The organism is Pedobacter folensis (assembly GCF_056490665.1).
This window is the reverse complement of the sequence record NZ_JBWJIF010000003.1, coordinates 1,107,752-1,120,622: the sequence shown is the minus strand read 5'-3', so window position 1 is coordinate 1,120,622 and position 12,871 is coordinate 1,107,752. Positions and strand designations below refer to the sequence as shown.

The following is a 12,871-nucleotide window of genomic DNA, read 5'->3' as shown; positions in this document are numbered from 1 at the left end:
ACTTTAGTTATCAAAAACTTTAAATCTTTAAAAACCAAATCGGGCCTTCTGCCGTTTATCAAAAATAAATTTTAACAGTTTGGGCAAGGAAAATCATATCAATACAAAAAAAATAAATGCACCCTTAGATCTTGAAGTTCTTTACAAGGTTTTGGATGCGTCGGTTACCGGAATTGTTATCACCGATAATCTGTTGCCAGACAATCCGATAATCTACTGCAACCCTGCTTTCGAAGATATTACGGGGTATAAAAGAAACGAGATCATTGGCCATAACTGTAGGTTCCTCCAGGGCAGGGATCGCCAGCAGCCTGAGCGCCGGGCAATTTCGACTGCACTTGCCAGCGGAGAGAGTTGTAGGGTTGAGATTAGAAATTACACCAAAAAGGGCAAATTGTTCTATAATGAACTATACATATCGCCAGTTAAAGGAGAAAATGGTAACATCACACATTTTATTGGTATACAGAATGACGTGTCTTCCAGGCGGAGGTCCCAACAGGAACTCGAACTTGTGCAACAAGAGACAGAACGGAAAGTTGAAGAACGAACCAGAATGTACCGGGAGAGCCAGGAATATTTAAGTAGCATCGTTGAAACCATTCGGGAGAGCCTTGTCGTGATGGACAAAAACTATAGGGTTTTAAGCGCCAATAAGCATTTCCTCAATACTTTCAAGGTTTCTATGAATGAAACAAAAGGAAAGTTGCTTTACGACCTTGGTAATGGTCAATGGAATATTCCGGAGCTAAAAAAGATGATGGAAGAAATCCTTCCTACCAACAATCCGGTACTGGACTATGAAGTTGAACATGAATTTCCGCATATCGGCAAAAAACTGATGCTCCTTAATGCCCACCGCATTGAGCTTGAAGGCAGATATAAGGATTGGATATTGCTTGCAATTGAAGATATTACAGATCAGCGGGCACTACAGCAGCGTAAGGATGATTTTCTTTCCATTGCCAGCCACGAGCTTAAGACACCGCTAACTACCATTGTTGGATATATGCAGCTTATGAACAGGCTGATGCCTGATAATGCGAGTGATAAGTTTAAAGCGGTGGTAGAAAAAACAGGAAAGTATATCCAGCGCCTTAATCAACTATTGTCCGAACTTCTGGATGTATCCAGGATCCAGACCGGTAACATCACCCTTCACCGTGAGGATTTCGACTTTGATAAAATGGTGGCTGATACTGTTGAGAGTATGAGAGCAGCAACGCCATCAAGAAAAATTTCCCTTACGGGAAAAATTGGCAGAAATTTTAACGGGGATGAATCCCATCTCATTCAGGTTGTTTCAAATTTGTTGAGCAATGCGATCAAATATTCTGCTGATCACACGGAAATCCAGGTCCAGGTTTCTTCCATTAGCGATTTTATCAAGGTATCTGTAATTGATGAAGGCATGGGCATTAATGAGGATGAACTAGCTAAGGTTTTTGACCGCTTCTACCGCGTCGGAGAGGTACACAAACATTATCCGGGAATGGGAATTGGACTTTATCTTTGCCAGCAGATTATTACCAACCATGGCGGCACCATATGGGCCGAAAGCCAGAAAAACGTTGGATCTACCTTCAACTTTACCTTACCGATGTATTAGCAGTCCGATCAAAATATGAAAGATAAAAAGATTCTGATTTGTGATGATGATTTAGGCATACTGGAAATGCTCGAACTGTTTTTGGAAGATGAAGGCTACCAGGTGCTAATCGAGCCTAACAGTATTAATGCGCTTAGGACAATCGAACGGGAGTCGCCAGCGCTTATTCTTCTTGATATTTGGATGCCTAAGATATCAGGTGACCAGATCCTGAGGTCATTAAGACAGAACAGCAAAATTGCTTTAATTCCGGTATTAATGTACTCTGCGAGCACTGATGGCAGAAATATTGCTGAAAGCTGCGGAGCCGATGCCTATGTCCCCAAACCTTTCGATCTTAATGTGTTGCTGGAAGAGATTGAGAAACTGCTTGATAAATGATTGCTCAACGGCTTAACAGGTTAAGAACCTTTCGAACGTTATTTTTTGAGGGTTCTAAAATGATCCGGAAATATTAAAAGCATAAATATGTACATTTTTTAATTTCAGCTAATGGTAAACCATCTTAGGAATACAGAGTTGTGAAGCAAAAACAATGGCAGGTTTAGGCAAATGCAAAAACCTTCCCGCGTATCACATCTGAAAGGTATATCTGGCACTCAATATCACGAAAAAGAATCGGGATTTAAAATCTGAAGACAGGTGCGATACGCATTAGCAATGCAGAAGATAAATTTCACTTCAATATTTCGCAGCACTACACACAGCTCTAAACTAACATTAAAATGGCAAGCATAAAATTTCTGCAAGTTGCTTAGCTATATTTCTGCTAATGGCTTATTTATTTCTCAACACTACCAATTATTCATTTTTCAGGATGTACAACATCAAACCGCTGAAATGACGGAAACGTTTAATCGTATTTACCTGATAAACAAGGGATTAGAAGGCAAAAAAAGAGGGCAAAAGATCTTTAAAAATCCTTTGCCCTGTGAAGGGTGGCTGATGGGGCTCGAACCCACGACCCTCGGCACCACAAACCAATACTCTAACCAACTGAGCTACAGCCACCGTGTTTTTTGATGTCACAAAAGTACGACTTTTAATATTCCATGCAAATATTTTTTTCAAAGTTTTTACAACAAATTTTTAATTCCTTAACATTCAATTATTTGAAATGGAAAAAAAAATTCAAAAGCAGATAAAACAAGCTATTTTGAACCTAAAAACATAACTTTACGACATTTATGATCGAAATTTACACAGACGGAGCAGCTAGCGGAAACCCGGGACCAGGTGGCTGGGGAACAATTTTAAGGGCAGGACAACACTATAAAGAATTAAGTGGTGGCTTTAGGATGACCACAAATAACCGCATGGAACTATTGGCTGTAATAAAAGGATTGGAAGCATTAAAAAGCTTAAATCAACAGGTAACAGTTTATTCTGATTCGAAATATGTAGTAGATGCGGTGGAGAAGAAATGGGTATTCGGCTGGGTAACCAAAAATTTCAAGGATAAGAAAAACAAAGACCTATGGTTAAGGTTTCTGGAACTGTATAAACTTCACAAAGTTAAATTTATCTGGATTAAAGGCCACAACGATCACCCGGAAAATGAACGTTGCGACCGTTTAGCTGTTTTTGCCTCGCAAGACAAGCAAAACCTGGCTATAGATACTTTTTTTGAAGTAGAGAGAAGCAAAATTTAGTTAATCTTAATCAATTCCACCAATTACATTCAAATTTTCCAGTTTAGCTTCTACTGTTGGCTCAATTGAAATTGATTTTGCGGTATACAATAGCATCATTTCTTCAGCCTTTTCTACCATATGTTTTGATCCGATAAAAATCGGAACCCTTTGGTGCAGTTCTGTTGGCTCAATATCGAGTATACGATCAAAACCTGTGCTGGCTTTGCCTCCGGCCTGCTCAATAATAAAAGCCATTGGGTTACATTCGTATAACAACCTTAACTTGCCATTAGGCGAGCGCGAAGTAGTTGGGTAAATATAAATACCGCCTTTAATTAAATTCCGGTGGATATCGCCAACCATCGAACCAATATAACGCGAAGTGTACGGGCGTTTAGTCGCTTCATCCTCTACCTGGCAGTATTTGATGTACTTTTTAACACCATCAGGGAAATGAACATAATTACCTTCGTTTACCGAGTATAGATAACCTGTTTCGGGTATTTTCATCTGGGGGTGCGATAAACAGAACTCACCAATTGACGGATCTAATGTAAAACCGTTAACCCCCTTCCCAGTGGTATAAACCAACATGGTAGATGAGCCATAAATAATGTAACCGGCAGCTACCTGTTCAGTGCCTTTTTGCAGCACATCAGTTATGCTCGCCCTACCATCAACCGATTTTCTGCGATAAATAGAGAAAATAGTCCCTACAGCTACGTTTACATCTGTATTCGAAGAACCATCCAGAGGATCAATACACACAATATATTTAGCATTCTGCGAAACCGGCGATTCGATGTGGATGATTTCGTCTTCTTCTTCGGTAGCAACAATACAGCATTCGCCACCACTGGTTAGTGCAGCAATAAATTGTTCATCAGCATAAACATCTAACTTTTTTTGTTCCTCACCCTGAATATTGGTGGTTCCCATATCGCCCAAAATATCAACTAAACCCGCTTTATTAATTTCGCGGTTTACAATTTTAGCGGCAATACCAATATCCCTTAACAACCTCGAAAGTTCTCCTTTAGCATATGGGAAATCTGCTTGTTTTTCTATAATAAATTGTCCTAATGTTTTAACGCCACAAACCATACTTAGTGTATATTTTACATTATCTACCCGATAACTCTATAACCTCTAAGGTATGAATATTTTCATCAGTTATACAAAATCTAATGAGGGTTCTCACTTTGTGCCAACCGTGTTTTCCTGCTGCTCCGGGGTTTATATGCAAACATTTTATTTTTTCATCGAACATTACTTTTAAAATATGCGAGTGCCCGGTAATAAATAATTTTGGAGGGTTAGTGTACATTTCTGCCTTAACTGAAGATGAGTATCTCCCCGGGTATCCGCCAATGTGGGTCATCCAAACATCAACCCCCTCACAGCTAAATCGATTTTGCTCCGGGAATTCCGCTCTAATTGCAGCATCATCAATATTTCCAAACACACCACGCAGCGGCTTAAACGCCGCCAGGGGCTCGGCCACATGAGGCCCAAAATCTCCGGCATGCCAAATTTCATCTACACCATCAAAGTGTTTAAAAACCGCATCGTCTAAAAAACCATGGGTATCAGAAATTAATCCTATTTTTTTCATTATGTAAACTTAATTGTGCCCAGTAATTTACAGGATTAGCAAAATCTTTCGACCAATTTTCACTAAAACAAATTATTCAGCACTTAAAAAAATCTGTAAAATAATAACTAATTAATATAAAAAAGGTGTTACTATAATTGTACAATATTACCATCTTCATTCGAACAATACCTATCCAGAACGTCAGAAAAAAAATTAAACCATTGTAATCTTAAAGAAGAAACTTCAACGATCCAATTAAAAACCGAACATTAAAAGGATGCTTTATTTTTTTTTAGAAAAAAATACTACTTTAGTCCTAATCTCTATGAAATTATTACGCCTCTTATTATTATTTTTTGTCATAACGCTATCTGCCCAAAATCTGTTTGGACAAATTATTTATAGAGGTACAATAACCGACGATAAAAAACAACGCTTACCCTTGGTTACGGTTAAACTAATTGCAGAAAATATAGAAACTGCAAGTAATCAAAATGGCCAATTTAGCATTACTTCGTTAAAGGGATTAAATGACACACTGTTATTTAGCAGCGTAGGTTATGAGAGCAAAAAAATTGCCACCATTGATTTTAAACAGAACAGTAAAATCATATTACCCGAAAACATATTGTATCTTAACGAGGTAAACATTGCGGGCGGCAAGAAAAAAAGTGTAACAATCAATTATTTTGAATACGCTCAAGCCAACTACAATCCCCAGGTAAGGAAAAAAATATCGTCCTACATCTCACCCTTTCCAATAGCAAAATTGTTTACTTCGGAAGTAGCTAAAGCGAAAATAGAGAAAATAACTCTTGGAAGGTTCGTATATAAAGACTATTACACTGGCCCTATAAGTAATACATTCAACCGCGTAATGAGGGGTGGAAATTATAATCCGGTAACGGTGGGTCAACAGCAGATCGCTACCGCGAGATCAAATTTTGCCAATGAGAAGATTGTGACAAAGAGCTATGATGCCCGCTTTAATCTTTATTTATTAGATGCAGATACCTTAACCGGAAAGCCTGGCAAACTATTATACAAAGATAAAATTGAAGTTAAATTAACCAATAACGCAACTTTAATTGAAGTTGGACTTGCCACGAAACAGATTTTCATTCCCCATCAAAAATTTTATGTAATGGTAGAGTGGCTTTATATTCCTTTTAATGAAAATATTGCACTGAGCCATGAGTTCGTTAACAGAACTGCAATATTGAACAAAAACATAGATAGAATGAGCCTTATGCCTGTTTACAAAACCAATTATGAACCACTACTCTCAACCTATCCGGCTAAAAAAGATAAAGTAGCTACAAAATGGAAGCTTATTGGCGATCAATGGCAGCCATTATCCTTTTTTAAAAATAGCCAGTATGAAATGGAATTAGCCTTATCAGCAACTGTTAGTTTTTACGAAAAATGAAATTAAGTATCATCCTCATTTTACTTCTTGTGACCATACAGGCAAATGCACAGCTAAGTGACACGACTCACCTTGAAAGGTTCTCTTTAAATGTAATAGATAGTTTAAGCGGAAAAACAGTAGCCGACGTTTTGTTTTCAAATCCTTTTGATAGAAACACTTATTTAACAGATAAAAATGGCGAACTTAACTTAATTATCAAAAATGATTTTCTTCAAGATACCCTCTATATCACCAAACAAAATTATTTCACAAAAAAAATCTGCCTCAAAAACCTAAACAATGAAAAATCGATTTTACTAAGCCCAAAAAACAACTCGATTTCAAAAGAAATACAACAAAAGGTTCGGAGTAAATCCGTCACACTTAATGTTTTTGAGCGAAATGAATCTAAACACTATTTAGGCCTTTCCTATCAGCTTGAACCCTTTGCATTTCTTCAAGTGGCTCAAAAACTTAATGCTTCAGAGGAAGGCCAACTCAACTCGGTTAGTTTGAGTCAATTGGTATTTTTTAATGAGAAATGGATTTCAGAAAATCCTAGAGATCCAGACAGCCGAACGCACTCGTATCTGGCCATGCAACAAAGCTCGTGTAAGCTCAGAATCTACTCAGCTGATAGCAATACCGGATTACCCAAAGAAGATTTGTGTAATGAAATTATTGAAGTTAAAAATTTCAATAACCGTAACATAACGGTTAACCTTAAACAGTACAAAATTAAAGTACCAAAAGGTGATTTTTTTATTGCAATTGAATGGATCAGAAATGATGAAAATATGAGCAAAACAACTTATAATGACCAATCGCTAACATTCAATATCACAAGTTATCGTCCATTCATCGCAATATCGACTAATGAAGGGCCAAAGCTTAATGTTTATGGACTAAACTTCTTCGACAAATGGGAACCACTGGCTAATCTCTCCCCAGATTTTACAGACCTGGCCATAAGCGCAGAAGTTTCCTACTAAATTAACTAATACCCTAAAAAGTAAGGCTTCAGTAAATCTCGATAGGCTTGCGTATAAACCTTTTCGGCCTGGTAAATGTAGAATTGCGTTCTATTCAACCCTGCATTGTTCCTACTTAAACCCACAATTCTCCTAAATTCGGGCTTGGTTTGGTCAGAATGCAAGCTGATTTGTTTGTTTGGATATAAACCAAATTGAGTACCACTATTAATTAACTGCTCGGTTTGTTTTATGGGAAGAACAAACCAAAAAGTACCAGTCGCACTTAGCAATTCGTTTACTTTTCTGATTAAATCATCAAAAAACTGTTCGTTAGTATGCCTGGCAACACTTTTATTTTCTTGTTTACTTTTTAAATCATTCACAAAAAAAGGCGGATTAGAAACGATCAGATCAAATTTCGCTGAATGGCTAAACTGTTCGATAGCTACGTTGCTAATACTTAACCGGTCACTGAAAACTGACGACTGGAAATTCCGTTTAGCAGTTCCTGCAGCCTGTTCATCAATTTCTACAGCATGTATATTTGCGTCTGGAAAACGCTGAGCCAGCATCAATGCAATCACACCAGTACCTGTTCCAATATCCAGGATGTTTTTAGGTTCTTCCTGATTGGCCATCGCGGCAATTAAAACGCCATCGGTATTAATCCTCATGGCGCAACCCTTTTGGTCGACTTCAAATTGTTTGAATTTGAAAATACTCATATAAATGTTAAAACCTTACCCCTATCCTTATTGGGAGAAACATGGAGTTATGTACAAATCTTAATCCCGTTTTATATTGCAAACTTAGTTTCTTCCCAACTTTATGTTCCACCCCACCGCTAATATCAATAAAATTATTATCGGCAATATTATTAACGTAACTTTTTCCAATTTTCAAATTAATCACAGGCGAAACCTTGTTTCTTGTAGCTACAAACTCCATGTCGCCAAAAATAGCATAACCATTACCTTGTTTATAATTCAAATAAGAAATACCTACACCAAACCGAAGATTATTCCTGAGACTTATACCGTTAACAAAGCTTACGTCTATTCCATCTTGTAATCCATCCCACCAATAATACTGTACTTCATCAGCGGGTGAATCTTTAAGAAACATGGCTAGATGAAATTGATACCCAGCTTCCACTTTCGCTGTGTATTTAATTTGAGATTGGGCATGAAGATTTAGCGAGACATAAATTAATGTACAGCACAACAGCGTTCTTTTCATTTTGAGTGTTAATTTTAATTATTTAAATTCTAATTTTCGTAGAGCTCTAAAGGCAGGCCATCTGGGTCAGCAAAAAAGGTAAAACGTTTATCGGTAAACTCATCAATACGAATGGGTTCGGTGATGATGCCGTGATTATTTAAACGCAAAATCTCTTTTTCTATATCCTCAACTTCGAAAGCTAAATGACGCAAACCCTGCGCCTCCGGACGTGAGGGGCGTGCAGGAGGATTTTCAAAAGAAAAAAGCTCGATCTGATATAAACCATTTACGGCCAGATCTAACTTATATGATTTCCGCTCAGTGCGGTAAACCTCAGCCAATATAGTAAAACCGAGTTTATTTACATAAAAATCTTTCGACTTTTCGTAATCTGAACAGATAATGGCGATATGATGAATTTTATTGAAGATAGATTTGATTTTTATAGATTTTGTATTGCTATTACGCTACGATTGGCAGACTTTAAAAAAAACATCATCTCGACTGCAACGCAGTGCAATGCAGTGCAATGCAGAGATCTACCTGGATAGATCTTTCGGCTGCCTTGCACTCCGCCCGAAATGACGATCGGCGAGCAACATTAACGTCAAAAGTAATAAAAGCGCAATTATATTGTGCGCTTCAATAAGCTTTTTAAATTTTAAACGCTATTTTTGCAACTTCAAAAAAAAAGCATGATTCATTTCTTCCTTAGTCAATCGCAGGCGATTTTTGTTTTACAAACAGACAAAGCGCTTTCTACCACTGATATTACTAAACTTGAATGGTTATTTGGCGGTGCCAAAATCTCGCAAGAAACAGCTTTAACAGGCTTTTTCGTTGGACCAAGAGCAGCAATGATTACTCCATGGAGTACCAATGCCGTAGAGATTACCCAAAACATGGACATGCAGGGGATCATCAGGATTGAAGAATTTAAGCAGGTTGATGAAAACTTTGCTGATTTTGACCCGATGCTTTCTCAAAAATACAACAAGCTTGATCAGGAGGTATATACCATCAATATCAAGCCTGAGCCGATTTTAGAAATCACCGACATTGCAGCTTACAATAAACAGGAAGGGCTTTCTTTAAGTGATGAAGAAGTTGGTTATTTAAATACTTTAGCGCAAAAATTAGAAAGACCTTTAACCGATTCTGAAGTTTTTGGTTTCTCTCAGGTAAATTCGGAACACTGCCGTCATAAAATTTTTAACGGCAAGTTCGTAATCGATGGTGTAGAGCAGCCTACTTCTTTATTTAAGCTGATCCGCAAGACATCAGAAGAAAACCCTAACGATATTGTTTCGGCCTATAAAGATAACGTAGCTTTTATTAAAGGCCCTAAAGTGCAGCAATTTGCACCTAAACGTGCGGATGAACCTGATTATTACACGACAAGCGATTTCGAATCAGTCATCTCCTTAAAAGCCGAAACCCATAATTTCCCTACCACAGTTGAACCTTTTAACGGTGCAGCAACAGGTTCGGGAGGTGAAATCAGAGACCGTTTAGCAGGCGGACAAGGTTCATTGCCTTTAGCCGGAACTGCCGTTTATATGACTGCGCTTTCGCGTTTGGAAGATAACCGCCCATGGGAAAAAGGTGTAGAAGAAAGACAATGGTTATACCAAACCCCAATGGATATCCTGATCAAAGCATCAAATGGCGCTACAGATTTTGGAAATAAATTCGGGCAACCACTGATTACCGGTTCGGTTTTAACATTCGAACATGAAGAAGACAGCAGAAAATTAGGTTTCGATAAGGTAATTATGCTTGCAGGTGGTATCGGTTACGGTAAAGCCAGCCAGGCACAAAAACTTAAACCAAAAGAAGGCGATAATATCGTTATCCTCGGTGGCGAAAATTATAGAATCGGGATGGGCGGTGCAGCAGTTTCGTCTGCAGATACCGGTCAGCACGGAAGCGGAATTGAATTAAACGCGATTCAGCGATCAAATCCCGAAATGCAAAAACGTGCAGCCAATGCAGTACGTGGTATGGTAGAAAGCGATCACAATTCGATTATCTCGATCCACGATCATGGTGCAGGCGGACACTTAAACTGTTTATCAGAACTGGTTGAAGAAACCGGTGGTTTAATCGACTTAGATAAACTGCCAGTTGGCGACCCTACCCTTTCGGCCAAAGAAATTATCGGTAACGAATCGCAGGAAAGAATGGGATTGGTTATCGGCAACGAGCACATCGAAACCTTACAAAAAATAGCCGACCGCGAACGTTCACCAATGTATACCGTAGGTAAAGTAACCGGCGATCACCGTTTTACCTTTAAATCTGCAACAACAGGTGTAAAACCAATGGATTTTGAGTTGGCCGCCATGTTTGGCAGCTCACCAAAAATTGTAATGGACGATCAAACCATCGATCGCAAATACGAAGCTATTGAATATAATAAAGCTGAATTAAATACCTATTTAGAGCAAGTGCTTCAATTAGAAGCAGTGGCATCGAAAGATTGGTTAACCAATAAAGTAGATCGTTGTGTGGGTGGCCGTGTAGCCAAACAGCAATGTGCAGGTCCGTTACAATTGCCATTAAATAACTGTGGTGTAATGGCTTTAGATTTTCAGGGTAAAGAAGGTATTGCCACTTCAGTTGGCCATGCACCACTTTCGGCGCTAATTGATCCTGCTGCTGGTAGCCGCAATGCCATTGCCGAATCGCTATCGAATATTGTTTGGGCTCCTTTAAAAGATGGTTTAAAAAGTGTTTCACTTTCTGCCAACTGGATGTGGGCTTGTAAAAACGAAGGTGAAGATGCCCGTTTATATGCAGCAGTAAAAGCCTGTTCTGATTTTGCGATCGATTTAGGAATCAACATCCCAACCGGAAAGGATTCATTATCGATGAAGCAGAAATACAAAGATGGTGATGTGATTGCACCTGGAACGGTGATTATTTCTGCAGGAGCAAATTGCGATGATATTACCAAAGTAGTTGAACCTGTCCTTCAAAAAAATGGCGGTTCGATTTATTACATTAACCTATCAAAAGATACTTATAAATTAGGTGGTTCATCTTTCGCGCAGATTTTAAACAAAATCGGTACGGAAACCCCTGATGTAAAAGAAGCTGATCAATTTAAAACAGCCTTCAATACACTACAACAGTTAATTAAAGCGGATAAGATCCAGGCTGGTCACGATATTGGCAGCGGTGGTTTAATTACAACCTTGCTGGAAATGTGTTTTGCTGACCGCGATTTAGGCGCTTCGATCGATTTGTCTTCATTAGCAGAGGCTGATAGCATTAAAGTATTATTTGCAGAGAACATTGGTATCGTTTTCCAGGCTGATGCTTCAGTTGAAGATACTTTTGCACAGGCCGGCGTTGCTTTCCACAAAATCGGAGAAGTAAATGCTTCAGCTAAACTGGACGTCAAAAATGCCGCAGATCACTATAGTTTCGACATCGATCACTTACGTGATGTTTGGTTTAAAACTTCGTACCTGTTAGATAACAAACAAACCGGTAATGGCCTGGCAAAAGAACGTTACGATAATTATAAAAACCATGTTTTAAATTACACTTTCCCATTACAATTTGACGGAAAGAAACCTGTAATTGACGCAACTAAACCGCGTCCAAAGGCAGCCATTATCCGCGAAAAAGGAAGTAACTCTGAACGCGAACTGGCCAATGCCATGTACCTGGCAGGTTTTGATGTGAAAGATGTACACATGACCGATTTAATTACCGGAAGAGAAACTTTAGAAGACATTCAGTTTATCGGTGCAGTAGGTGGTTTCTCTAACTCTGATGTTTTAGGATCAGCCAAAGGTTGGGCAGGTGCATTTTTATACAACGAAAAAGCAAGGGTAGCTTTAGAGAAATTCTTTGCCCGTCCTGATACTTTATCGGTTGGCGTTTGTAATGGTTGCCAGTTGTTTGTAGAGCTGGGCTTAATTAACAAAGACCACGAAGAAAAACCAAAAATGCTGCACAATAAAAGTGGTAAACACGAAAGTATTTTCACTTCATTAACCTTACAGGAAAATAATTCAGTGATGTTATCTACCCTGGCCGGAAGCACTTTAGGGGTTTGGGTATCACACGGTGAAGGCAGATTCTCATTACCATACGCAGAAGATAAATATAAAATCGTAGCGAAATATGCTTACGAAACTTACCCGGCCAGTCCGAATGGATCTGATTACAATACCGCAATGTTATGCGATGAAAGTGGTCGCCACCTGGTAATGATGCCGCACATTGAGCGTTCATTGTTCCAATGGCACTGGGCAAATTACCCGCAAGGACGTAAAGACGAAGTTTCACCATGGATGGAAGCCTTTGTAAATGCACGCAAGTGGATTGAAAATAAAGGATAAGAAACTGATGGAAGATGTAAAATGGATGATGGGATTAAAACCATCATCCATTTTTTGTTTACAGACT

Annotated in this window: 11 protein-coding genes and 1 tRNA gene; 6 read left to right on the top strand and 6 right to left on the bottom strand. The window is 38.6% G+C overall.

Annotated features, from left to right (window positions below):
* Window positions 1–79 precede the first annotated feature (79 nt).
* Together AC04QZ_RS19415 and AC04QZ_RS19410 are read left to right on the top strand one after the other, a co-directional pair.
* Window positions 80–1,609 carry a sensor histidine kinase gene (locus AC04QZ_RS19415; RefSeq protein WP_478359099.1) on the top strand — a complete coding sequence of 510 codons (1,530 nt, stop codon included), beginning with the start codon at window positions 80–82 and terminating at the stop codon, window positions 1,607–1,609.
* Between the two features lie 15 nt (window positions 1,610–1,624).
* The gene (locus AC04QZ_RS19410) at window positions 1,625–1,990 is read left to right on the top strand and encodes a response regulator (protein WP_478359098.1); all 366 of its coding nucleotides are present in this window, start codon (window positions 1,625–1,627) and stop codon (window positions 1,988–1,990) included.
* Window positions 1,991–2,546: 556 nt separating this feature from the next.
* Here the strand turns inward: AC04QZ_RS19410 and AC04QZ_RS19405 are convergent.
* A tRNA-His gene (locus AC04QZ_RS19405) sits at window positions 2,547–2,620 on the bottom strand.
* Window positions 2,621–2,796: 176 nt separating this feature from the next.
* Here AC04QZ_RS19405 and rnhA point away from each other — a divergent pair.
* Window positions 2,797–3,261 carry a ribonuclease HI gene (gene rnhA, locus AC04QZ_RS19400; protein WP_029278406.1) on the top strand — a complete coding sequence of 155 codons (465 nt, stop codon included), beginning with the start codon at window positions 2,797–2,799 and terminating at the stop codon, window positions 3,259–3,261.
* Window positions 3,262–3,267: 6 nt separating this feature from the next.
* On the opposite strand, the gene fbp is transcribed toward rnhA, so the two are convergent.
* Window positions 3,268–4,347 carry a class 1 fructose-bisphosphatase gene (gene fbp, locus AC04QZ_RS19395; protein WP_478359097.1) on the bottom strand — a complete coding sequence of 360 codons (1,080 nt, stop codon included), beginning with the start codon at window positions 4,345–4,347 and terminating at the stop codon, window positions 3,268–3,270.
* Between the two features lie 19 nt (window positions 4,348–4,366).
* Window positions 4,367–4,858, bottom strand: coding sequence for a metallophosphoesterase family protein (locus AC04QZ_RS19390; protein WP_478359096.1), 492 nt, complete (start codon window positions 4,856–4,858; stop codon window positions 4,367–4,369).
* Between the two features lie 307 nt (window positions 4,859–5,165).
* Here AC04QZ_RS19390 and AC04QZ_RS19385 point away from each other — a divergent pair, with 307 nt between their 5' ends.
* Window positions 5,166–6,269 carry a carboxypeptidase-like regulatory domain-containing protein gene (locus tag AC04QZ_RS19385; protein WP_478359095.1) on the top strand — a complete coding sequence of 368 codons (1,104 nt, stop codon included), beginning with the start codon at window positions 5,166–5,168 and terminating at the stop codon, window positions 6,267–6,269.
* A complete protein-coding gene (locus AC04QZ_RS19380) occupies window positions 6,266–7,243 on the top strand; it encodes a hypothetical protein (protein WP_478359094.1) in 978 nt (325 codons plus the stop codon). Before AC04QZ_RS19385 ends, AC04QZ_RS19380 begins: the two co-directional genes overlap by 4 nt.
* Window positions 7,244–7,248: 5 nt before the next feature.
* Here the strand turns inward: AC04QZ_RS19380 and AC04QZ_RS19375 are convergent, their stop codons facing one another.
* The 3 genes from AC04QZ_RS19375 to gloA2 are packed head-to-tail and all read right to left on the bottom strand — an operon-like array spanning window position 7,249 to window position 8,877.
* Window positions 7,249–7,950, bottom strand: a complete 702-nt coding sequence (locus tag AC04QZ_RS19375) for a tRNA1(Val) (adenine(37)-N6)-methyltransferase (RefSeq protein WP_478359093.1) — start codon at window positions 7,948–7,950, stop codon at window positions 7,249–7,251.
* 7 nt (window positions 7,951–7,957) lie between these two features.
* Window positions 7,958–8,464 carry a hypothetical protein gene (locus AC04QZ_RS19370; protein ID WP_478359092.1) on the bottom strand — a complete coding sequence of 169 codons (507 nt, stop codon included), beginning with the start codon at window positions 8,462–8,464 and terminating at the stop codon, window positions 7,958–7,960.
* A 29-nt stretch (window positions 8,465–8,493) separates the two neighbouring features.
* Complete coding sequence (gene gloA2, locus AC04QZ_RS19365) at window positions 8,494–8,877, bottom strand: SMU1112c/YaeR family gloxylase I-like metalloprotein (protein ID WP_478359153.1); 384 nt, start codon at window positions 8,875–8,877, stop codon at window positions 8,494–8,496.
* A 264-nt stretch (window positions 8,878–9,141) separates the two neighbouring features.
* Between gloA2 and purL the strand changes: the two genes are divergently transcribed.
* Window positions 9,142–12,804, top strand: a complete 3,663-nt coding sequence (gene purL / locus AC04QZ_RS19360) for a phosphoribosylformylglycinamidine synthase (RefSeq protein WP_478359091.1) — start codon at window positions 9,142–9,144, stop codon at window positions 12,802–12,804.
* The last annotated feature ends 67 nt before the right edge of the window (window positions 12,805–12,871 follow it).

Excerpts from the sequence above, each read along its gene's own strand:
- purL (WP_478359091.1), top strand. The coding sequence starts at position 9,142 with ATGATTCATTTCTTCCTTAGTCAATCGCAGGCGATTTTTGTTTTACAA.
- AC04QZ_RS19370 (WP_478359092.1), bottom strand. The coding sequence starts at position 8,464 with ATGAAAAGAACGCTGTTGTGCTGTACATTAATTTATGTCTCGCTAAAT.
- fbp (WP_478359097.1), bottom strand. The coding sequence starts at position 4,347 with ATGGTTTGTGGCGTTAAAACATTAGGACAATTTATTATAGAAAAACAA.
- AC04QZ_RS19410 (WP_478359098.1), top strand. The coding sequence starts at position 1,625 with ATGAAAGATAAAAAGATTCTGATTTGTGATGATGATTTAGGCATACTG.
- AC04QZ_RS19385 (WP_478359095.1), top strand. The coding sequence starts at position 5,166 with ATGAAATTATTACGCCTCTTATTATTATTTTTTGTCATAACGCTATCT.
- AC04QZ_RS19390 (WP_478359096.1), bottom strand. The coding sequence starts at position 4,858 with ATGAAAAAAATAGGATTAATTTCTGATACCCATGGTTTTTTAGACGAT.
- AC04QZ_RS19375 (WP_478359093.1), bottom strand. The coding sequence starts at position 7,950 with ATGAGTATTTTCAAATTCAAACAATTTGAAGTCGACCAAAAGGGTTGC.
- AC04QZ_RS19380 (WP_478359094.1), top strand. The coding sequence starts at position 6,266 with ATGAAATTAAGTATCATCCTCATTTTACTTCTTGTGACCATACAGGCA.
- rnhA (WP_029278406.1), top strand. The coding sequence starts at position 2,797 with ATGATCGAAATTTACACAGACGGAGCAGCTAGCGGAAACCCGGGACCA.